Annotated in this window: 14 protein-coding genes, 1 other RNA gene and 5 pseudogenes; 6 read left to right on the top strand and 14 right to left on the bottom strand. The window is 54.6% G+C overall.

From position 1 onward, the window contains the following. Positions 1–1,941, bottom strand: coding sequence for a bifunctional diguanylate cyclase/phosphodiesterase (locus ACZ5CE_RS03480; protein ID WP_464576344.1), 1,941 nt, complete (start codon positions 1,939–1,941; stop codon positions 1–3). A gap of 330 nt (positions 1,942–2,271) precedes the next feature. Further along, on the bottom strand, positions 2,272–2,793 hold the full coding sequence (locus tag ACZ5CE_RS03475) for a DUF1269 domain-containing protein (protein WP_464576343.1): 522 nt from the start codon (positions 2,791–2,793) through the stop codon (positions 2,272–2,274). 469 nt (positions 2,794–3,262) lie between these two features. On the opposite strand from ACZ5CE_RS03475, the gene ACZ5CE_RS03470 reads away from it, so the two are divergent. Then, complete coding sequence (locus tag ACZ5CE_RS03470; RefSeq protein WP_464576342.1) at positions 3,263–4,630, top strand: cytochrome C; 1,368 nt, start codon at positions 3,263–3,265, stop codon at positions 4,628–4,630. A gap of 40 nt (positions 4,631–4,670) precedes the next feature. Here the strand turns inward: ACZ5CE_RS03470 and ACZ5CE_RS03465 are convergent, their stop codons facing one another. The 3 genes and pseudogenes from ACZ5CE_RS03465 to ACZ5CE_RS03455 form a co-directional block, all read right to left on the bottom strand. Then, the gene (locus ACZ5CE_RS03465; RefSeq protein ID WP_464576341.1) at positions 4,671–4,976 is read right to left on the bottom strand and encodes a restriction endonuclease subunit R; all 306 of its coding nucleotides are present in this window, start codon (positions 4,974–4,976) and stop codon (positions 4,671–4,673) included. Between the two features lie 5 nt (positions 4,977–4,981). Continuing rightward, positions 4,982–5,311, bottom strand: coding sequence for a hypothetical protein (locus ACZ5CE_RS03460; protein WP_464576340.1), 330 nt, complete (start codon positions 5,309–5,311; stop codon positions 4,982–4,984). A gap of 517 nt (positions 5,312–5,828) precedes the next feature. After that, a pseudogene (locus ACZ5CE_RS03455) lies at positions 5,829–5,987 on the bottom strand (IS3 family transposase); the annotation flags it as partial. A 91-nt stretch (positions 5,988–6,078) separates the two neighbouring features. On the opposite strand from ACZ5CE_RS03455, the gene istA reads away from it, so the two are divergent. After that, the gene (istA, locus tag ACZ5CE_RS03450; RefSeq protein WP_464576339.1) at positions 6,079–7,158 is read left to right on the top strand and encodes an IS21 family transposase; all 1,080 of its coding nucleotides are present in this window, start codon (positions 6,079–6,081) and stop codon (positions 7,156–7,158) included. Then, the gene (gene istB / locus ACZ5CE_RS03445; protein ID WP_464576338.1) at positions 7,155–7,943 is read left to right on the top strand and encodes an IS21-like element helper ATPase IstB; all 789 of its coding nucleotides are present in this window, start codon (positions 7,155–7,157) and stop codon (positions 7,941–7,943) included. The genes istA and istB overlap by 4 nt, the downstream gene beginning before the upstream one ends. Before the next feature lie 88 nt (positions 7,944–8,031). Here the strand turns inward: istB and ACZ5CE_RS03440 are convergent. The 5 genes and pseudogenes from ACZ5CE_RS03440 to ACZ5CE_RS03420 all read right to left on the bottom strand — a co-directional run. Then, positions 8,032–8,607, bottom strand: a pseudogene (locus tag ACZ5CE_RS03440) (IS3 family transposase); the annotation flags it as partial. 24 nt (positions 8,608–8,631) lie between these two features. Further along, complete coding sequence (locus ACZ5CE_RS03435; protein WP_464576337.1) at positions 8,632–9,678, bottom strand: IS630 family transposase; 1,047 nt, start codon at positions 9,676–9,678, stop codon at positions 8,632–8,634. Between the two features lie 56 nt (positions 9,679–9,734). After that, a pseudogene (locus ACZ5CE_RS03430) lies at positions 9,735–10,177 on the bottom strand (transposase); the annotation flags it as partial. A gap of 285 nt (positions 10,178–10,462) precedes the next feature. Then, positions 10,463–10,824: a transfer-messenger RNA gene (gene ssrA / locus ACZ5CE_RS03425) on the bottom strand. Between the two features lie 142 nt (positions 10,825–10,966). Continuing rightward, positions 10,967–11,733: pseudogene (locus ACZ5CE_RS03420) on the bottom strand (IS1 family transposase). A 139-nt stretch (positions 11,734–11,872) separates the two neighbouring features. On the opposite strand from ACZ5CE_RS03420, the gene ACZ5CE_RS03415 reads away from it, so the two are divergent. Together ACZ5CE_RS03415 and ACZ5CE_RS03410 are read left to right on the top strand one after the other, a co-directional pair. Beyond that, the gene (locus tag ACZ5CE_RS03415; RefSeq protein WP_464576336.1) at positions 11,873–12,958 is read left to right on the top strand and encodes a P63C domain-containing protein; all 1,086 of its coding nucleotides are present in this window, start codon (positions 11,873–11,875) and stop codon (positions 12,956–12,958) included. A gap of 176 nt (positions 12,959–13,134) precedes the next feature. Continuing rightward, positions 13,135–14,447 (top strand): annotated as a pseudogene (locus tag ACZ5CE_RS03410) (IS1380 family transposase). A 440-nt stretch (positions 14,448–14,887) separates the two neighbouring features. Here ACZ5CE_RS03410 and ACZ5CE_RS03405 read toward each other — a convergent pair. The 4 genes from ACZ5CE_RS03405 to ACZ5CE_RS03390 form a co-directional block, all read right to left on the bottom strand. Next, positions 14,888–15,538, bottom strand: coding sequence for an HAD family hydrolase (locus tag ACZ5CE_RS03405; protein ID WP_464576335.1), 651 nt, complete (start codon positions 15,536–15,538; stop codon positions 14,888–14,890). Positions 15,539–15,700: 162 nt separating this feature from the next. Then, the gene (gene ubiG / locus ACZ5CE_RS03400; RefSeq protein ID WP_464577411.1) at positions 15,701–16,405 is read right to left on the bottom strand and encodes a bifunctional 2-polyprenyl-6-hydroxyphenol methylase/3-demethylubiquinol 3-O-methyltransferase UbiG; all 705 of its coding nucleotides are present in this window, start codon (positions 16,403–16,405) and stop codon (positions 15,701–15,703) included. A gap of 8 nt (positions 16,406–16,413) precedes the next feature. Next, positions 16,414–17,772 (bottom strand): TRZ/ATZ family hydrolase, encoded by a 1,359-nt coding sequence (locus ACZ5CE_RS03395; protein ID WP_464576334.1) that lies wholly within the window; start codon positions 17,770–17,772, stop codon positions 16,414–16,416. An 86-nt stretch (positions 17,773–17,858) separates the two neighbouring features. Continuing rightward, positions 17,859–18,533: an OmpA family protein gene (locus tag ACZ5CE_RS03390; RefSeq protein WP_464576333.1), complete on the bottom strand. Its 675-nt coding sequence runs from the start codon at positions 18,531–18,533 to the stop codon at positions 17,859–17,861. Between the two features lie 302 nt (positions 18,534–18,835). Here ACZ5CE_RS03390 and gyrA point away from each other — a divergent pair, with 302 nt between their 5' ends. Continuing rightward, on the top strand, positions 18,836–21,382 hold the full coding sequence (gene gyrA, locus ACZ5CE_RS03385) for a DNA gyrase subunit A (protein WP_464576332.1): 2,547 nt from the start codon (positions 18,836–18,838) through the stop codon (positions 21,380–21,382). Positions 21,383–21,444 lie beyond the last annotated feature (62 nt).

The following is a 21,444-nucleotide window of genomic DNA, read 5'->3' as shown; positions in this document are numbered from 1 at the left end:
TTAAGTCTGCGCCCGAGACCACTGGGCTTCCCAATCATCGAACGCATCCGTCGGCATCGGCTTCCCGACAAGAAAGCCTTGCGCCACGTCACATCCCCAGGCGGCTAACTGATCCCACTGCGCCTGGCTTTCAACACCTTCCGCGACCACGCGCAAACCCAGATTATGGCCCATCTCGATAGTTGATCGTACAATTGACGCAGAATCACGGCTCTCCGTCATCGGCATGACAAAGGATTGATCGATCTTTATCCAGTCCACTGGAAGTTTCTGCAAATAGCTGAGACTGGAATACCCAGTGCCAAAATCATCGATATAAAGTTCGACATCAAGCTCCTTCAGTCGAGCCAGCGTATCCAGCGCAGTTTTGGGGTCCTCCATCAACGCGCTTTCAGTGATCTCAAAATGAATGAGTTCTGGAGGAAGGCCCCAGGTCGAGAACAACCCTTGTATTCGCTCTATCAGCCTTATATCATGTAAATCATGCGCAGACAGGTTTACCGATAATGGCCTGCGCACGCCTGCGTCGTGCCAAACATAGCCCTGGCGGAATGCTGCGTCCAACACCCAATTTGTAAGAGGTGTAATTAGTGCGGCTTGTTCCGCGAGCTTGATAAATTCGCCGGGGTTGATAGGACCATCCAAGGGGTGTTCCCAGCGCACCAGCGCCTCCGCGCCAGAGATTTGGCGCGAGGCTATGGCGACCTTAGGCTGGCAGTAGAGACGCAGCTCATTCCTTTCGATCGCCCGCTGCAGCTCACTTACCAGCTTAAGCCGACGCGCGTTTTCCTGTTCCTGTCCTTGGTAGAAGGCATAGCTTCCCCTCGCAGGCTTCGCCTTGTCCACTGCGGCGTTCGCTCTTCGCAGCAGAGCTTCGGCGTCAGTTCCATGGCCCGGAAACAGTGCAATTCCAGCGGACACTGGCGCATCTATCGTCAGCCCCGATATTTCAACTGGTTCATGCAAAACTTCAAGAAACCGCCCCGCTTCCCTGGCTGCGCCATCTGCCCCGGTGAACGGAAGCAACAAGACAAAGGCGGCTTCGCCTACGCGTGCCAAAAACTTGTCGGGCTTGGCAGCTTCGACCAGACGCTGTGCCAGTTGCTGGATTAGTTGGTCTCCCGAGAGGTGGCCGAGGATTTCATTGATTTTATGGAATTGCCCGACTTCAAAATAAAGCAGCGCCAAGGGGCAGTGTTGATGCTTGGCAAGTTGTATTGCTTCTTCCAAACGCTTGTGCAAATAGGTGCGGTTGGGCAGGTCAGTAAGGGAGTCATGGTAAGCAAGGTGAGCAATGGCCTCTTGAGCTTTGCGGTGCTTGACCTGCATTCGCAAACCGCCGATCCCATAGGCAAGATCGTCAGCCAGTTCGTTAAGCAACTTGAGCTCTTCGTCATCGAATCCATCAGGGTCGGCGGCTGCTATTACGATCGCGCCCAGTATTTCTCCCTCCAACTGTAGCGGAAACGCTGCCACCGAGGCGTATCCGCTTGCTTTTGCAAATTCCATCAGCCGGGCGTAGGCTGGAGTGGTATAGGCGGAATCAGCAAGGACGTGCCTTACGATGCTGGGTTTGCCCGTGCTGACCGCGGTACTGAACGCGGTCTGGCCACTATCCGAAGCAGCCCATGAGGGAACCAACTCTTGAAGATGTTCCTTATTTATTCCGGCGCATTCCATCCATTGGATGGATTTATTTTCATCATTTTGCGCATATCCGACACAAGCGAGGTGATAGCCGCCTTGCTCCGTGATGACCCGGCACATTTCGCGAAGAAGCTCTTGTTCGTCTGACGTGCGCAGGAGGGTATGATTGCCGGCGCTCAAAGTTCGCAACGCGCGGCTCACGCACTCTAACTTGCTCGGCTTTTTGTTCGGCGGCATAAAATCCTGTTTATCCTGGTCGCTGCCCCTTGGCGGGATGACCGTATCCGTTTCCACCCTTTTTTAGGGAAGCGGCACGTTCAGTACCTTTTTTACCGTTGACCTTGGAGTACCTTCAGCCCAGTTGCCGAACCATTTCTTCACATTGATGCCGGGCAATTTCCAGATTGCCACAAACCTCTGTCGGCTCTCCGTCCGGAAAAGGTTGCCACAGTCTTTTCCCATTGCCTTCTGGCGAAAGCGTTCCACGTAAAAATGAACATCGTTCCCTTGTCAGGCACAATATATGATTGCCTTTCAAGTGATCAAGGAACCATTCGAAATACATTTTCGAATCCTTTCCAGATATTGCTACAGAGGAGCTTGCCCAAGCTTATTATCTGAAAGCTATGCCGTGGCGGTTGTCGAATCCGCCAGGGCTTCCCGAAGCTTTTTCTCCTGCTCGGGAGACAGGGATGTTCGCAAAACCTTGCCTTTAATACTGGAGAACTCCGCCAGGATCTTTTCCGGTTCTGCCTTGCACACGAGGATGAAAAGCGCCGAGGAGTTGACGGGAATGGTCTCGGCCAGCGACCTGATGAAATCATCCTCGATGCCATAGTCGGCGAGAGAACCGGATAGCGCGCGTGCCCCAGCGCCGATGGCGCCGCCCAGGACAAATCCGGCGATCGGATTGAGGAACAGCAGTCCGACCAGGGCTCCCCATAAGCTGCCAGAAATAAAGGCAAAGCCCTCGGCAGCGGTAAAATTGATACTCTGCTTGAGGTGAACCTTGCCAGTCTCGTCGCGGATGACGACAACGGCATCCTCGAGATCCATCAGGTGTGCCTTCTTCAGTTTGACAAGCCCAAACAAAACACGATCCGCTTCTTCGGCATCTTTAAAGCCCACGACAACCAGTTCGGACATATTTTCCCCCTGTCATAAAGTTTCTTGCTGGCCTGAACGCTGAATCCATCCCCTTTCTTACACTTTTTTCCATCGACTTGCAATGGTTTACAAGATGCAGATTGCTTTCTTGTAAACAGGAATTCAGGTTTGCGTAATTCTTGCGGAGAACTACACTGAATATAAATCCCCTTGTATTTCCCTTCCGTTTGGTGCTCTACACATAAAATGCGACAAAACGAAACAATAATCGGTGGAGGTCCTTTACAGATATTGCGCGCTTGAACGGGCGTCTATGCGGCCCGACGGCGGCCCGGCGCTAGCGTGGCTAGTCATAAATTCATTGCATAAAAAATCCCCGTCATGCCGGGCGCCGCGCCAGCGGCAAGCCGGAATCCAGAGCTTTTTCAAGCTACTGGATTTCCGCCTTCACGGGAATGATCCCAGGTATTTATTCAATGTATTTCCGGTTCAGGATACGAGGGATTGAATGCAAAAGCTGATCGTTCCTTGTAGTGTTACTTCTGCAGCTATTTTCCTTGTTGCGGCCATGATGGTGCTGGCAAGTGCAGAAACCTGGGCTCTACCGAGCTTCGCCCGGCAGACCGGCATGCCATGCAGCGCTTGTCACATACAAGCCTTCGGGCCGAACCTCACGCCAACAGGACGAAATTTCAAGTTATATGGCTACACCGATACGGCCGATGACAGAACCAAAATGGTTCCTCTCAGCGTTATGCTGCGAGGCTCGTTCACTCACACAAACAGCGGGCAACCTGGGGGCGCGGCCGATCGCTTTGGCGCGAACAACAACGCGACCATAGACGAAGCGTCCATCTTCTATGGAGGACGCATCACGTCCCAGATTGGCGCTTTTGTGCAGGGTACGTATGACGGCGTGGATAATTCTGCCGCGCTGGATAATACCGATATTCGCTTCGCCAACTACATTGATTTGAGTGATCAGCGTTTTGTTTACGGCGTATCGGTCAACAATAATCCCACAGTTCAGGATCTTTGGAATACCACCCCCACATGGGGATTTCCATGGGCATCATCCCCTCTGGCGCCCACACCCTCAGCCGGGTTATTCATTGAATCCCTGGGCGCACAGGTCGTCGGCGCGACCGTTTACACCATGTGGAACGATTTACTCTATGTGGAAGGCGGTGGCTATACGAGCCTTCCCCGCAATATTCAGAATGGAATCAACACGTTTGATCCCGGTCAAAACCAGATCGAAGGCGGAGCTCCTTATTGGCGGGTGGCCCTTCAAAAAAACTGGAATGGGCATTATGGCGCAATCGGAGCGTTTGGGTTGAGGGCGAATGTAAGTCCTCAACGTATCCAAGGTTCTGGCGCCGATCAATACACCGATTTTGGCTTCGATCTCACATATCAATATCTGGTGAACCCGACCCACATCTGGGAGCTCAATGCAACTTACGTTCGTGAACATCGGGATTTGAATGCGAGTGTCGCGTTAGGATTTGCGGAACAGAAACGGAGCAGTATCGACGTGGCCCGGTTCAGGGCGGGATATACCTATCAGCAAACATATTCTCTCAATCTGGGATATGCGCAAACAACCGGGACAAGAGATGCCATTATCTACGCTCCTGATCCGATCGACGGGAGCTTATCGGGCAAGCCAAACAGCCAGGCCTTTACAGCAGAAGCCAGCTATATACCTTTCGGGAAAAATGATTCCATCCTGTCCACACTCGCAAATCTGAAATTGACCGTTCAGTATGTTCATTACTTCCAGTTCAATGGCGGTTTTCGCAATTACGATGGTTCTTTTCGCAATGCCCCGGGCAATGACACCGTCTACCTGAATGGCTGGCTAGCGTTTTGATAAAAATTCTGAGTTAAGCTTACGGTTCTTTACCCAGTCCTTACGGTTCTTTACCCAGTCTTGACGGTAACTGGTCGTAAACCCTGCGCCCGATTTCATCTTTTTTCTCGGCCATCAGAAAAAGGCCCCCTGCCATTGCTTTTTTCTCCCACAACTCACCTATCAGCCGCTTTTCCTTGCTGTCATCATTGCTTACATAGGCTGCACCCTTGTATTCAACCACAAGCAAACGATCATCTTGCAGCAGGGCGACAAAATCCGGGTAAAACCGGTCGGTTGAGGTCGGCAACCAGAATACGGCGCGAGGTTGACCAGACAGGTTTACGCTTCTGCCATTAACGGACATTTCTCCTAATACAGATTTTCTGAAAACAATTCTTGTCCATCACCACCGACACGGTATTTGATCTGACCGGCTGCTTCTGCGACCTGCCAAGCTTCTTCGCGGGTCATAAAGACTCCCCACTGGTCGATGAAGCCTTGTTCTGGAATTTCACCCAGTGAAACCATATGCCGGATCATAGTTTGGTCGAAATGTCGAGGACCAATGTGAATTGATCCTTTAACTAGAATTGCGGCACAAACGACCATACGCGGCTTAGGTTTGGGTTTGTCTTCCGTGATTTTTGTCGAATTAAACTCTCTGATTGCTTCTTGCCAACCTTTCAATCCATCAATCATATTGTCTCCTTTTCTTTTTACCTGCTCCGCGAATCAGATACAGATAACCCTGCGGTTCTTCGTGAATAAATTTAACCGCATATCCATGTTTATCCCACGGCCCATCAATTGGGAAATAGTCGCCATTTGACCGGAAAAACTTGCTGTATAGCTGATACAAATGGCCCATATTTCCCACCCCCGTTTATACAATTCTGCCCATTAATTTTTGGCAGTTTCAAACTGGTTTCAATCCAGTTTTACAAGAGGCATTTGCAACAGTAAATAACTTTTTTAAAACAATGACTTATAGAACAAGTGAAACTCTGCTTTTAGCCGAGGGATAAAGTATAAGCTTTGAAGATATTAGGGAGAGAGAAATATCTCGGGGGATCAGCATTAGGCGAAGTATAAGTTTTTAGGCAAGAATTCTATAAATGGTCTAACGATGGGCTTCAAGGAAAGTGTTTTCTATGACGCATCCTGCACGCTGGCTGTTTGAGGTTCCCTCGATTTTTCGTCTTCCAACAGGTGGGATTCATGCTACCCGTTGTTTCTTCTGCTGAGCAGTGAGCCAGTCATCAAGGAACTGCATCGGTGACTTGTAGCCCAAGGTCGAGTGTCGCCGTCTCCGATTGTAGAATACCTCAATGTACTCGAAGCTTGCCGCTGTCATCTCTGCTCGTGTTTCATAGCGTAGTTGTCACCAGCGGATGTAAATTGACACAGTGCAGCGATTGAAAACTGATACACCGAATTGAGAAGATGGCCGCATTTTGGAAGCGGCCATGATCACAGACGAGGTGTATGTGGAGATTGAATTACTGAAGAAGCATGGCCTGAGCTTGCGCCAGATTGCCGCGGAGGTGGGATGCGCGGTGAACACCGTGCGAAGCCACTTGGAAGCAGATACGCGGCCCCGGTACCAGCGCAACAAATTGCGCGTGACCAAGCTATCGCCATTTGAGGATTACTTGCGGGAACGTCAGGCGGCAGCCCATCCGGCGTGGATTCCGGCGACGGTGTTGCAACGCGAGATGGCCGCGCAAGGTTATGCTGGTGGATTGAGCCAGCTGCGCGCCTTTCTGCGCAGCCTCAAGCCTGCTTTACCGCTGGATCCGGTAGTGCGGTTCGAGACCGTGCCGGGTGAGCAGATGCAGGTGGACTGGGTCGAATTCCGCAAGGGCAAAAATGCCCTCTACGCTTTTTGTGCGACGCTGGGCTTCAGCCGCATGAGCTTTGTCGAATTCGTCACGGATATGAAAGTCCGGACGCTGATCGCGTGCCATGATCACGCGTTCGAATACTTCGGTGGCGTGACGCGCAGCGTGTTGTACGACAACATGAAGACCGTAGTACTGGAATGCGATGCATCCGGTCAGGGCGCGCATCGCTTCCACAGCGGGTTTCTCGATTACGCGCGCCACTGTGGTTTCGTCATCAAGCTGTGTCGCCCGTATCGTGCCAAGGCCAAGGGCAAGGTCGAGCGCTTCAACGGCTATCTGCGGCGTTCGTTTTACGTGCCGCTGGTAGCGGCACTCAAGCAGGCCGGGCTGACGCTGGATGCGGTGACCGCCAATGTCCAAGTGCGCCGCTGGCTCAAAGACATTGCCAATGAACGCATCCATGGCACGACACAAGCGCGGCCCGCCGAACGGCTGAAAGCAGAGTGTCTGCAAAGCCTGCCCGGTCCATGGCGTGGCGATATCCCTGCGGCGCGTCCCCAGCGTGAGATAGCCGCCCCACCCGCGCAACGGCCAGTGGTGATCATTGAACGCATTGCGCAGCATACGCCTGCGCAGCACCCCTTGGCGGTATATGAGCGCCTGCTCGATCAGATCCGCGATGAGCAGGAGTTGGCGGCATGAACCTTCAACATGAAAGAATGCTGACGCTGTGCGAATTGCTCAACCTGTCGTTCGTAGCCCAGGCCTACCCGAGGGCGGCACAGGATGCCGCGCAGCGGGAAATGCCCTACAGCGACTTCCTGGAGGGGCTGCTCAAGGCCGAGGCGGCGGGGCGCAATGTCAGAAAGCAGAGCATGCTCACACGTTTGGCAGGATTCCCGGCGATCAAGACGCTGGAGGATTTCGACTATGAATTTGCCCAGGGGGTGAAGCGCAGCCAGATCGAGGAACTGGCGGGACTGGGCTTTGTCGAGCGCAATGACAATGTGGTGCTGATCGGACCCAGTGGAGTGGGCAAGACCCATTTGGCGATTGCCTTGGGTTACCGCGCGGCACAGGCCGGCCTCAAGACACGCTTTACCACCGCGGCCGATCTGTTGCTGACATTGACCGCCGCGCACACGCAGAATCAACTCAAGAGCGTCATGCACCGGGCCATCAACAGCTATCGCCTGCTCATCATCGACGAAATCGGCTATCTGCCGATGAACCGCGAGCAGGCCAACCTGTTCTTCCAGGTGATCGCGGCGCGCTATGAGAAGGGCAGTTTGATCGTTACCAGTAATTTGTCGTTCGGCCAATGGGATGCCACTTTCGCTCAAGATGCCACGCTGACCGCCGCGCTGCTGGATCGCCTGCTGCACCACGCGCGCATCGTGCCGATCGCTGGCGAGAGCTACCGCCTCAAAAATCAGCGTGCGGCGGGGATGGTAAAGAATAAGCGGGAGACCGTTCCCAACGCATAGGCAATATGCGAACGTAATGGGGGTGTATCAGTTTTAAATCGCTGCTTGATGGAAAACTGTATCAATTTTAAATCGCTGTTGACAGTAGTCCATGCACACGCTCGTTCTTGAGGCTATTGAACCAGCTCTCAGTCGGGGCATTATCCCAACAATTCCCCTTGCGGCTCATCGAGCAGATCATGCCGTACTCTTTCAGCCTGTCCTGGAAGGCAAGACTGGCATACTGGCTGCCCCGATCCGAGTGGTGGATCAGCCCCGCCGCCGGTTTCCTGCGGAACCACGCCATGGTCAGCGCATCGGTCACGATGTCTGCCGTCATGCGCGGTTTCAATGACCAGCCGACCACTTCACGGTTGAACAGGTCGAGCACGATGGCCAGATACAACCAGCCTTCGTCTGTCCACAAACAGGTGATGTCGGATGTCCAGATTTGATTCGGGGCGTCCGGTGTGAAGTTGCGATCCAGCAGGTTGGGCGCCACCGGCAGAGTGTGCCTGGAATCCGTTGTAACCTTGAAACGCCGTTTGTGGCGCGCCCGGATACCATTCTCCCGCATCAACCGCTCAACCCGTTCCTTACTGGCCGGGAAACCCCGTTCCCGCAATTCCTTGACCATCCTCGGGCTGCCATAAGCACCCTTGAGTTCGGCATGGATGGACTGGATTATTGATTCGGCGGACAAATAGTATTAAGCGGCATATTTGACACGCGGGTCCTGGAAATAGGATTTCACGCGCTCAGGATTATTTTCCAGCATGACCATGTGGTCGCTGGCAGCAGCTCTCAGTTTAGGCTTGGTTCTGGCTGGGACCTTTGAACCGATGGCGTGCTTCAAATCCGCGTTCAGACGCTCCTCCGGGTTTAGCTCGGGGCTATAGCTTGGCAAGTAGAACAGTTCAATTTTATCTGTGCGTTCACCTGCCCAGGTCTTGACCGGTTTGCTGTGATGCACTTTCAGATTATCCAGAATCAGAAACACTTTCTTGCCCGCGTCCTTGATCAACGCCTCCAGAAACTCAATGAGCTTGTCCGAATTGAACGCCTCTTCAATGATCATCCAGCGCGCCTTACCCTGATTGGTTACCGTGGCAATCATCGACAGTTTCTGGCGCGTGCCGCCCACGATGCAGGCCACCGGCGTTTTGCCAGCCGGAGCGTAACTGCGGCCACGCACGTCACTATTGACCAGCGCCGTCTCATCACCCCAGTGAACCTCCGCGCCTTCCGCCTTGGCGCGGTGCGCAATGGCAGGGTATTCCTCGTCCAGCCACTTCTGCACCGCTTCAGGCCGCTGCTCGTAGGCGCGCTTGATCGGCTTTTGCGGGGTGAAGCCCCAGCGCTTGAGATAATCACCCACAGACCGTATTGAAAGCTTGGTGCCATATTCACGTTCGATCAGTTGCATCACCGCCCCACGGCTCCACAGGGCAAATTCCATCTTCAACTGCTCCGGCCGCCTCTCGCAAATCAGGCGCTGGATCGTGTCTTCCTGATCAGGGGCAAGCAAGCGATCCTCTCCATCTCGCCGTCCGCGCTTGCGCGGTGACAGAACACCCATCGATTTGTCTTCGCTTTCACGAAAGCGTTTGACAATCTGGCATACCGCAGGGTAACTCAACCCTACTTCCTCGCTGATCTGCACTCGATTCCGCCCTCTGCGGTAAGCCCTTATCACCTGCTTGCGCAATTCATACTGCGCCGCCGGTTCCAGTTTCCTTGCGTCTTGTTTGTTCATGTAACATCAGACATAAACTAAACATGAAAGTTTATATTATTTGAATGCCGAGTCTATAGCATCAGCATCTGGCTATCCGTCAGCCATTTGCGTTCCGGCTTGCCACCACGCTTCCATGCCCGGTAACCACTTTCACTGACATCCAGGACCCGGCACATCTCGTCCAGTCCATATTCCGTCCGCTGCGTATTAATCCAGGCGTACTTCACGCTACATCCCTCGCGAAGTACGCTGTCGCTTTTTTTAGGATTTCATTCTCCCGCTTGAGCCGGCCGTTCTCGGTGCGTAACCGGGATAGCTCCATCTGCTCCGGCGTGACCACCTTGCCTCCGGCACCGTTGAGCTTGCCTGCCGCTGCAGCCTTAACCCAGTTCCGCAGAGTCTGGTCGCTGACTCCCAACTCCTTGCTTATCCTGCCCGGTGTCAGCCCTTCCTTGATACGCTTGACTGCCAATTCCTTGAACTCGCCTGTGTATTCCTGCCTCGGCATCTTTATCATCTTCCTCTCCAATGTGACTTCGATTTTACATCACCCTTGGAAGACGATTTTTCGGGGGAAGCTCAGTTTGAAGACTACGGTGTATTTCTTTGGTGGAAAACTGGGATTGAAGGTCAGAAGGATAGTAATTCGGAAATGCAAGATACCGGAACGGCTTCTGTGCAAGTGGGAGGGCAATTTGATTGCCATTTTTCGATCTGTTGGAGTGCTTGGTTGGAGTTCCAAGCCAGATCAACGGCAAGAAAAAACGCTAAGCTCTGAGTTATCAGAAGCTTAGCGTTTCGTTGGTGGAGGCGGCGGGAATTGAACCCGCGTCCGCAAGTCCTCTACAGACAGTTCTACATACTTAGCCATGTTATTTAATTTAACCCGGCATCCGCCAACCGGCGGGCTGATGACAGGCGAGTCACCTATTGTTTAACACTCTGTAAAGTAACCCTACCGAGCGCGATCCTCGTTAATGGCTCCGCTGCCTGTTGCCAGACCCGGCGTTGAGGCCCACCGGTGCGGAGTCCAGCCGGATTTAAGCGGCTAGAGCGTAGTTTTCGTCGTTTGCGACTATGGTTTTCCAGATGGTTTTACGAGGTGACTGGTCCTCGGTATGCCCTGCGCTGCTTTGCAACCCACGTCGAAGCCAGGTCGCCCCCGGCATTCTGTATTTCTGTATACGGCTATTTAGAGGGTATTGAACCGATAAGAGTTCAATCACCGTCTATCCTGGATTTGTTGCAGATTCACTATAACAGAAACGGACACCATACTCCATGAATCCCGAACTTCGGTAGTGTCTCAGTTTGAATTCTTCTTTTTATAAGGGCCGCGTTTCTTCGGCGCTTCAACTTGAACCAGACCTGCGATTTCTTCAAGCGTCCAAGGATGGTCAGCAATACCCGCTTCCATCGCAGGAGTAACACGCAGCGCCTTGTGAATACGTGCGAAATTGTAGTGCATGAAATGAAGCGCTACGGCGTGAGCAAGGTTTTCAATCTTCTTGCTGAATCCATTGGTCAGCCGGGTAAAGCGGCGCATTCCCATACGCATCGTTAGATTCTGGCGCTCAACGTAGCTAGTTGAAACATCGTTCATGTTTGGCGTTCCGTTGATCCGGCGCTTGTCAGCGCTGAGAAAGCGTGAAGGGCTGTAGCGGCGTTGATCCATTGCGCCCATGCCTTCATATACCTTGACAAGCATTGCGTAATCCACGGCTCCAACGAACGCTTTTCTTTTTCGATGGCGTTCACATAGATACCCAATCCGTCTGTGGTAAGTTGAATGCGATCATCCAGACGCGATGCTAGATCGGTAGTAATGGCTTCAGCGGATTTCTTTTCCTTCGAGTAGCAGAACGACCAGATTTCATCACACTGTACACGCCTGCTTTTGATGTTGCGAATCGTGGCGTCCTGATACTCAAGACAGGCCGCACCAACATCTTCCAGCAGTTTCGTTACCGTGTTGATCGAAACGTCTGCAATGCGAGAAGTGGCGCGCATCGAATTACCCTCGACCAGCAGATGTAGTATTTGTGCGCGTTTCTCGATTGGCAGAACGTTCATTGCGACCCTCAAGCATTAAGTTCATGTTGAATATTATGCTTGAGCGTCGAGCGTAATGCAAGCATATACTAGAATTAATGCTTGCATTTTCGTACAAACGAGGCGATAATGCAAGCATGTTATACAAGGAGTGCTTGCAATGGATGGAGAAAATAATGCGGTTGGCAGGGCAAAGGGCGGTATTGCCAGAGCGGGAAAACTAACTGCAACAGAACGATCCGCTATAGCCTCGATTGCTGCAAAAAAAAGATGGGAAAAATCCGAAATAGGCCAATGCGGACCAATGCAATACATGGTTCTTCAGGGGTACAAAAACGAGTTGAATCTAGCAGGGATGAAGCTCCCGTGCGCAGTGATTCAGGGGCCAGATGGGATTAAAAGAGTTTTGACTGAAAATGGAATCACTAACGCGATCCTTGGTTCAAGAAGCGGCGCGTCAAAGCGTCTCAAGAAAGCAGCCGAGGAAAGTGGGGCCCATCTGCCTTTATTTATCGCCCCAAGTCAACTAATTCCATTTATATCCAACGAGTTAATTAGCGGGCCCCTTGCGCCGATTTCTTACAACGACGACGGAAAATTAGTTACTGCCTATGACGCATCGGCCCTGACGGCTGTATGTAACATCTGGCTTAAGGCGAGAGAGGCTGGGGCGCTTCAAAAGCAACAACTAGCAAAGGCTCAAGCAGCCGAAATCCTGATGCGATCTCTGGCGGAAACAGGGATTGTTGCGCTCATTGATGAAGCTACGGGCTATGAGAAGGTAAAACCACAAAATGCCCTTCAGGCATTCATAGAAAAAGTAATCAGAAAGGAGCTTGCGGCGTGGGCGAAAAAATTTCCCGACGAGTTCTACGAGAACATCTATAGGTTAAAAGGGTGGACTTGGCCGGGAATGACAAAAAATAGGTTCAGCGTAGTTGCCCACTACACGCGAGACCTAGTGTATGAACGACTATCGGCTGACTTACTCAAAGAGCTAGAAGAAAGAAGCCCAAAAGACGAAAAGGGTATCCGCAAAAACAAACTCCATCAGTGGCTAACTGATGATGTTGGAAATCCAATGCTTGCGCAACACATTCACTCATTGCTTATGTTTCAGCGTCTAGCTATTGCAAATGGATATGGATGGACAAAGTTCGTAAAAATGGTCGATCAAGTAATGCCGAAGAAAGGTAGTACCCTTGAGCTAGCGCTTAACGACCCTTCCGCCCCCATCTCTTATTAGCCGCCTTTTTGGCAATCTCTGATCGCTCTTGGGCGGTCAGTTTTTTTGCGCGCTCCGCGCCGCCCTTCAAACCACCAAGCCGTCCTAACCCGGATATTTCACCAAAAAGAAATCGGCTCAGTGTAATTCCCGCTTAAAATCAAGTTTCCACACAAGAAATAGCGAGCACTGAGCCGATGCCAAAGTGTACCAGTAATGAAATACGTTTGGGGCGCCTCGGGCGGCGCGAAATCATCGCCAATTTCGATGGTGGAGATATCAGCACTGAGGGTGGGGTTCTTCTGCTGCGGCAGGTCGACCGCAAGATCGGGTTGACCATGGCGGTGGCCAGGATCTTGTCGGACGGCCGCTACCCGGCGCGCATCAAGCACGACCTGCGCGCTCTGGTGGCGCAACGGGTGTACGCGCAGTGCCAAGGCTGGGAAGACTTGAGCGACCACGCCATGCTACGCCACGACCTGGCCATGCAAACGGCGATCGGCACGACCGCACCGCTAGCGTCGGCACCGACCCTGTGCCGTTTGGAGAACCGCGCCACGCGAGCGCAGGCCTGGGCGCTGCACGGGGTGCTGGTCGACCAGTTCGTGGCCAGTCATAAAACAGCCCCGCAGGAGCTGGTGCTCGACATCGATGCTTCCGACATTCCCCTGCACGGCGATCAGGAGCGCAGCCAGTTCCACGGTTACTACGACCACTACTGCTACCTTCCCCTGTATGTGTTCTGCGGCCAGTCGATGCTGGCCTGCTATCTGCGCAACAGCAGGATCGATGGCGCCAGGCACGCGGCAGCCGTGATCAAACTGCTGGTGACGCGGCTGCGCCAGAGCTGGCCCGAGGTACGCATCGTCGTGCGTGCCGACTCCGGCTTTTGCCGCCAGCGCCTGCTGCGCTGGTGCGAACGCCACAACGTCGGTTACACGATCGGCGTGGCGCGCAACAGGCGCCTCGAAAAACTGATGGCCGGCCAGGAGGCAGCGCTGCATCGCGCCTGGGAACAGACCCAGGTCAAGCAGCGCTCGGTCGGCGAGCTGCGCTACGCGGCCGACAGTTGGAACCGCGAGCGGCGCATCATCACGCGCCTTGAATACGGCGCCCAAGGCAATAATCCGCGCTTTGTCGTCACCAACCTCGGCTGGGATGCGGCACGGCTCTATGACGAATTCTACTGCGTGCGCGGCGAAGCCGAAAACCGCATCAAGGAAGCCCAGCTCGACTTGTTCGGCACGCGTGCCTCCTGCCACCGGTTTGCCGCCAACCAGTTGCGGCTGTTGTTCGCGGCCCTGGCCTATACGTTGATGGAGCGCTTGCGCGCGCTGTCCCTGGCCGGCACCGAACTGGAGCGCGCCTGCGCGGCGACGATCCGCGTGAAGCTGCTCAAGATCGGGGCCGTCATCGTACGCAACACGCGCCGCGTGCGCCTGCTACTCACCTCCACCACCCGCTACGCCACGTCTTTCTTATCGCCGCCCAAGCGCTGGCGCCGCCATAACCCGTTCCGAGTGCTGCCCCGGCATGTTGAAAAACCATGGGGGAAAGGGGGAGCTATCGCCGCAGGCCAGACAAATCGCCTTGAGCGCGGCGCGTGGACATCGCTATGACCAAAATGCACATCCCAACGGGCGCTTCACGGCCTCATTTGGCTCTTGGTGAAATATGCGGGCTAACTCCTGAGCAGCTTTGTTTTTCTCTGGCTTCGGTTCGGTAGAGGGCGCATCGCCGGTTGCTTCATCGACGATCCACTTGGCTAGTTGATTGAGGTCTAGCCGACCTGTGCTTGAGCCTTTAGGCATGAGATGGATGGTGCACTTGTGCACCTCTAGTGTCAATTCAACCGATTTTCAAACTGAGACACTACCCGAACTTCCAGGCTGAAAGCCGACCCTTCTCTCACCCCTTTTACCAATTCGCCCACAGACCGAATAACAGGCATCATAAAAGGAGGCGCAGCAATTCCCGCGGCTCATCGATGAGATGTCGCGCACCCCATGTCTCCGGCGGACTTGCGCTCCCCAGATAACCATACCGGGCGACCACTGGTTCCATGCCCGCTGCCAGGCTGGCCTGCACGTCCCGTATATCATCACCCAGATAGATGCAATCCGCCGGCCGGACGGTCATGGCCTCGCTGGCGGCGAGCAGCGGTTGCGGGTGGGGCTTGGAGTGGGCGGTATCGCCGCCGCTGATAATGCACACCGCGCGGCTGCTCAATCCCAGCTCGCCCATCAGTGGCAGGGTGAAACGCGCTGGTTTATTGGTGACGATACCCCATGGAAGCCGCTGTCCATCGAGTTCATCGAGCAATTCCATGATGCCCGGAAACAGCGTTGTTTTATGACACAGGCGTTCGGCGTATAAATCCAGGAATTCCGTGCGCATGGCATCATAGCCGGGATCTCCCGGCTTGATGTTGAACCCCAGACCCAGCAATCCACGCGCCCCAGCCGAAGCCTCGGTGCGGATGAGCTCGATCGGCAAGGCGGCCAAACCGCGCGCAATACGCTGCCGGTTGAGCGCCTGTCCAAGGTCAGGCGCGGTGTCGGCAAGCGTGCCATCCAGATCGAAAAGAATGGCTTTAACCATGGCGGGAATCGTCGGCCAGCACGCTCGCTGGCTGGAGCAGGACAAACGAGCCAGAAAAATCAAACAAAAAGGAGGGCATATCCCGGCAAGCAGGCGTGATAACGATGGCGATACGCGTAAACCCTGCAATATTCCTGGGTTTTACGCTCCTGCTGCGTGTTTTCAACCGCGGTAAGCCATGATGTAGTTCACATCGGAATCCGGCCCCAGTGCGTAGACCCTGTTGATGGGGTTGTATGTCATCCCTGTGAGATCCGCCACATCCAGCCCTGCCCTGCGGGCCATGCGCGCCAGCTCGGAAGGCTTGATGAATTTGGCATAGTCGTGCGTGCCGCGCGGCAGCAGGTTCAAGATATATTCCGCTCCTATTATGGCAAACAGATAGGATTTCGGATTGCGGTTGATGGTCGAAAAGAAGACCCAGCCACCCGGCTTCACAAGCTGGGCGCATGCATTCACGGTACTCGCGGGATTGGGAACGTGCTCCAGCATTTCCATGCACGTGACCACGTCGTAATGGTGAGGCTCGTCCCTGGCGATATCTTCCACGGCGCTCTTCCGGTAGCTGACCTTCCTGCCGCTTTCCAGCAGGTGCAGCTTGGCCACTTTGAGAGCCTTGTCCCCCAGGTCGATGCCTGTGACGATCGCCCCTCTTCCCGCCATGCTTTCTGAGAGGATGCCTCCTCCGCACCCCACATCCAGCACGGTTTTTCCGGCCAGTTGAGCCAGCTTGTCGATATAGTCCAGCCTCAGAGGGTTGATTTCGTGCAGCGGCTTGAATTCGCTGTTCGGATCCCACCAGCGGTGGGCAAGCTGGCTGAATTTCTCCAGTTCCAGCAGATCGACATTCATGCCTTCCTTTTCCATTTCTTTCATCATTGATTCTTTATCTCGCAATGCATCTGCCTTTGCCAGAACTGCACCCTGGGCAACAGCTCCTGTTCATCCAGAGTAGTCAATTTTCCCTCGTCCAGCAGCATTTTACCATTTACCCAGACATGGCTCACATGTTCGCGCCCCGCGGCATAAACCAGGTGCGAGACGGGATCGTAGCAGGGCTCCAGCTCCAGGCTGGAAAAATCGACGGCGGCGATATCCGCAGCCTTCCCCTCCACCAGCGAACCCGTGATCCTGCCCAGTCCCAGAGCTCTTGCACCATTGAGAGTGGCCATTTGCAAAGCCTGCCAGGCCGGCAGCATGTCCGCCCTGCCGCTTTGGCCCTTCGCGAGCAATGCCGAAAACCGCATTTCCTCGAACATATCCAGCCGATTGTTGCTTGCCGCACCATCCGTTCCCAGGCCAACATTCACCTCCTCCCGCAGCAGCGCAGCAATGGGCGCGAATCCGCTCGCAAGCTTCAGATTGGAAGAGGGGCAATGCGCCACGGTACAGCCCTGTTTCGCCAGCAGCACGATTTCCGCCTCCGTCAAATGGACCATGTGCACGCCGATGAGGCTGGGGCCCAGCAGGCCCAGCCTGCGCAGACGTTCGACCGGACGCATGCCGCAGTTGCTCAGACTGGTCCTGATCTCATTGTCGGTTTCATGCAGATGAACATGGATGGGGACATCGAGCTGCTCGGCATAGGTGAGAATCTTGCTGAACACCCGGTCGCTCACGGTATAAGGCGCGTGCGGAGCGAAACAGAAGGTAAGCAGCGGATGCCCGGCATATTCATCTCGCAGGGCGAGGCCTTTCGCCAGATAATCATCGGCATCGCTGGCGTAAACAGTAGGAAAATCGATGACGATCATGCCGACACTTGCACGCATGCCAGAGGCGGCAGCAGCCTGGGCCGAGGCTTCAGGAAAAAAATACATGTCATTGAAGCAGGTGATGCCGCCCCTGAGCATCTCCGCGCAGGCAAGCCGGGTTCCATCGTACACAAACCCGGCATCCACCAGCCTGGCTTCGGTGGGCCATATATGCCTGTTAAGCCATTCCTCAAGAGGCAGATCATCCGCAAGCCCGCGCATCAGCGACATTGCCGCGTGCGTGTGCAAGTTGACGAGTCCCGGAATCAGCAAATGATTTTCCAACGCAATCCGTTCCCTCGGCATAAACCGGGATTCCGCCTCGGCAGCCGGCAGGATCGCGAGGATGATTCCTCCATCGATTGCAACAGCATGATCGCGCAGCACCGCTCCCGCCGGCTCTACCGGCACGATCCAGCGCGCGGCCAACAGCATGTCGATATTCCGGAGATTAGCGGGATTGCCGGAATTGGAGGTCATTTGCAATGCATGTTACCAAAAAAAAACCCTGCGGGAACCGCAGGGTTTTTAGATGACAGAGTTTATATTTATTCTGCTGGACTGAATTACTGCACCGTTGCGCGCGTTCCGGCGACTTCCACTTCGACGCGGCGATCAGGTTGCAGGCATTCGACCAATGCCTTGGTTTTCCTGTTGCCTTTGCAGGTATCGCCGGTCACCGGATTGGCTTCGCCCTTGCCATCGACAAAGACCTTGTCGGCCGGTATGCCTTTTTCCCTGACCAGGTAGGCTTTTACGGCTTCCGCGCGACGCAGGGAGAGTTTCTTGTTGTATGAATCCGAACCCAGCCGGTCAGCATAGCCAATGGCGACGATAGTGTCATAGTTGACGCCGTCGAGCTTGCTCACCAGGTCGTCAAGAGATTGTTTTCCCCCAGGTTTCAGGACAGCTTTGTCAAAGTCGAACAACTCGTCAGCCGACAGGGCAATTTTTTCCGGTTCGATCGAAGGAGCGGGGACGACAGCAGGGGCAGGAGTAGGTTGCGGGGCGGCGGCTTTCTTTTCGGGCTTCGGCATCAGGTCGGGATCACACTCGTATATGGCCATTGCGGGTGTCCAGTAACCGGTGCGCCAGCAGTCGCCGGAAGAATCGCGGGCAACCCCGCCGCGGCGATCGCTCGCATAGGCTTCGGGCTGGTCGTCAGCCGCGACGGTCCCGGAAAACAGTACCGGGAGAACGAACGCTCCAAGCAAAAGTTTTTTTGATACGATATTTTTCATCCTATTGCCCCTTTTCAGAAAGACTTCGATTCAAGAACACATCATCCCTTAGTCATGCAAACGCAACAAAAGCCATTTTGTTGATCAATGACGCATTATTGCATAGCCTCGTTTCGATTATCTATTTATATATCAGCGCTTGTCAAATCATGTTGTTGCGAACGACATGAATATCCGAACATTGCCGTGACTTCGAGTCTCTCCGCGTGCTAAAATTGGGGGTTTTTACGCATCACCCTCTGCATCGTCCTCCGGACCATAACTTATAACGTAACCTCTTGTCCGGCATAAAGAATATAGCAATGGATCAATTCGCGAAAGAAACCCTCCCCATCAGCCTGGAAGAGGAGATGCGCCGCTCCTATCTCGATTATGCCATGAGCGTGATCGTGGGGCGGGCGCTGCCTGATGTGCGGGACGGCTTGAAGCCGGTGCATCGCCGGTCGCTCTTCGCGATGCACGAGCTCTCCAACGACTGGAACCGGCCCTACAAGAAGTCGGCGCGCATCGTTGGCGATGTGATCGGCAAATACCACCCCCACGGCGACACCGCGGTTTATGACACCATCGTGCGCATGGCGCAGGATTTTTCGCTGCGCTACATGCTGGTGGATGGCCAGGGCAACTTCGGTTCCGTGGATGGCGACAATCCGGCTGCAATGCGATATACCGAAATCCGGATGTCGCGCATTGCCCACGAGCTGCTGGCTGATCTGGACAAGGAAACGGTGGATTTCGGTCCCAATTACGATGGGTCCGAACACGAGCCGCTCATCCTGCCGGCAAAAATTCCCAATCTTCTCATCAACGGCTCTTCAGGAATAGCCGTGGGCATGGCCACCAACATTCCCCCGCATAACCTGAATGAGGTGGTGAACGCCTGCCTGGCATTGCTGAAGAATCCCGACATCGGGATCGACGAACTGATCGAGCTCATTCCGGCGCCTGATTTCCCGACTGCAGGCATCATCTATGGCGTCGCGGGGGTAAGGGAAGGTTATCTCACCGGCCGCGGCCGCGTGGTGATGCGCGCGCGCACCCATTTCGAAGACCTGGAAAAAGGCAGCCGCCAGAGCATCATCATCGACGAGCTGCCTTACCAGGTCAACAAGGCAAACCTGCTGATCCGCATTGGCGAACTCGTGCGCGACAAGAAAATCGAGGGCATCTCCGATTTGCGCGACGAATCCGATAAATCTGGCATGCGCGTGGTAATCGAGTTGCGGCGCGGCGAAGTTCCGGAAGTGGTGCTCAACAATCTGTATAAAGAAACCCAGATGCAGGACACGTTCGGCATGAACATGGTGGCCCTGCTGGATGGGCAGCCACGCCTGCTGAACCTGAAGCAGATGCTGGACGCTTTCCTGCGCCACCGCCGCGAAGTAGTGACGAGGCGCACTATTTTCGACCTGAAAAAAGCGCGCGAGCGCGGCCACCTGCTGGAAGGGCTGGCGGTGGCGCTGTCGAACGTCGATGAGGTGATCGCCCTCATCAAGGCTGCCCCCACTCCCGCCGCGGCAAAGGAAGGGCTGATGTCGAAGGCGTGGCATTCCCTGCTGGTCGAGGAAATGCTCGCTCGCGCCTCCATCGATGCAAAGGCGTTCCGCCCGGAAGGACTGGCGCCCGATTTCGGCCTGTCGAAAAATGGCTACCGCCTGTCAGACGCGCAAGCCCAGGCGATACTGGAACTGCGCTTGCAGCGGCTCACCGGGCTCGAGCAGGACAAGATCGTCACCGAGTATAAAGAGGTGATGGAAAGAATCGCCGATTTCCTGGATATCCTCTCCAGGCCGGAGCGCATCACCCTCATCATAAAGGATGAGCTTGCCGCGATGAGGCAGCAATTCGGCGACAAACGCCGCAGCGAGATTGTGGTCAATACCCAGGATCTGAGCATGGAGGATCTGATCGCGCCCGAGGATGTGGTAGTAACCTTATCCCATAGCGGCTACATCAAATCCCAGCCGCTCGATGACTACCGCGCCCAGAAGCGCGGGGGTCGCGGCAAGCAGGCGACGGGCACCAAGGAAGATGATTTCATCGACAATCTCTTCATCGCCAATACCCATGATTACATTCTTTGCTTTTCCAGCCGCGGGCGGGTGTACTGGATCAAGGTCTACTCGGTACCCCAGGGCGGCCGCGCTTCGCGGGGCAAGCCGATCGTCAACCTGGTGCAACTGGAGCCAGGCGAGAAAATCAATGCTATTCTTCCAGTAAAGGCTTTCGACGAGAACCGCTACATCTTCATGGCGACTTCCTTCGGGACCGTGAAAAAAACACCGCTCTCGGAATTTTCCCGGCCGCGCGCCAGCGGGATCATTGCGGTGGGCCTGGATGAGCTTGATTACCTGATTGGCGTGGCGTTGACCGAAGGCAAGCATGATGTCATGCTGTTTTCGGATGGAGGGAAAGCGGTCCGTTTTGACGAAAACGACGTACGGCCCATGGGAAGGGGAGCGCGCGGCGTGCGTGGAATGAAACTGGGCAAGGGACAGAAAGTCATCTCCCTGCTGGTGGCGGAAAGCGAGGAGCAGGCTGTTCTGACCGCCACGGAAAACGGCTACGGAAAACGTACGCCCATAAGCGAATATACGCGCCACGGCCGCGGCAGCCAGGGAATGATCGCGATCAAGACCAACTCGCGCAATGGCAAGGTGGTCGCGGCACGGCTGGTGAGGGAGGATGATCAAATCATGCTCATTACCACCGGGGGAGTGCTGATTCGAACCCGCGTCAAGGAAGTGCGCGAAATGGGGCGCTCGACCCAGGGAGTCACGCTCATCAATCTGGACGAGGGGGAAAAGCTCGCTGGATTGGAGAAAGTAGTCGAAACCGACGAGGCATGACCCTCCCCTCTGGGTAAACCCGGAGAGTTGCAGGATTACCGGCCAGCCTGGAAAGCAGTACA

The sequence above is a fragment of the Nitrosospira sp. TNL200 genome, assembly GCF_055386305.1.
The sequence above is the reverse complement of the archived record's forward strand: the minus strand, read 5'-3'. Positions and strand labels throughout refer to the sequence as shown.

What these genes read in the sequence shown, in the direction of transcription:
- ACZ5CE_RS03475 (WP_464576343.1), bottom strand. Translation starts at nt 2,793, where the DNA reads ATGTCCGAACTGGTTGTCGTGGGCTTTAAAGATGCCGAAGAAGCGGAT.
- ACZ5CE_RS03470 (WP_464576342.1), top strand. Translation starts at nt 3,263, where the DNA reads ATGCAAAAGCTGATCGTTCCTTGTAGTGTTACTTCTGCAGCTATTTTC.
- ACZ5CE_RS03465 (WP_464576341.1), bottom strand. Translation starts at nt 4,976, where the DNA reads ATGTCCGTTAATGGCAGAAGCGTAAACCTGTCTGGTCAACCTCGCGCC.
- ACZ5CE_RS03460 (WP_464576340.1), bottom strand. Translation starts at nt 5,311, where the DNA reads ATGATTGATGGATTGAAAGGTTGGCAAGAAGCAATCAGAGAGTTTAAT.
- istA (WP_464576339.1), top strand. Translation starts at nt 6,079, where the DNA reads ATGATCACAGACGAGGTGTATGTGGAGATTGAATTACTGAAGAAGCAT.
- istB (WP_464576338.1), top strand. Translation starts at nt 7,155, where the DNA reads ATGAACCTTCAACATGAAAGAATGCTGACGCTGTGCGAATTGCTCAAC.
- ACZ5CE_RS03435 (WP_464576337.1), bottom strand. Translation starts at nt 9,678, where the DNA reads ATGAACAAACAAGACGCAAGGAAACTGGAACCGGCGGCGCAGTATGAA.
- ACZ5CE_RS03415 (WP_464576336.1), top strand. Translation starts at nt 11,873, where the DNA reads ATGGATGGAGAAAATAATGCGGTTGGCAGGGCAAAGGGCGGTATTGCC.
- ACZ5CE_RS03405 (WP_464576335.1), bottom strand. Translation starts at nt 15,538, where the DNA reads ATGGTTAAAGCCATTCTTTTCGATCTGGATGGCACGCTTGCCGACACC.
- ubiG (WP_464577411.1), bottom strand. Translation starts at nt 16,405, where the DNA reads ATGGAAAAGGAAGGCATGAATGTCGATCTGCTGGAACTGGAGAAATTC.
- ACZ5CE_RS03395 (WP_464576334.1), bottom strand. Translation starts at nt 17,772, where the DNA reads ATGACCTCCAATTCCGGCAATCCCGCTAATCTCCGGAATATCGACATG.
- ACZ5CE_RS03390 (WP_464576333.1), bottom strand. Translation starts at nt 18,533, where the DNA reads ATGAAAAATATCGTATCAAAAAAACTTTTGCTTGGAGCGTTCGTTCTC.
- gyrA (WP_464576332.1), top strand. Translation starts at nt 18,836, where the DNA reads ATGGATCAATTCGCGAAAGAAACCCTCCCCATCAGCCTGGAAGAGGAG.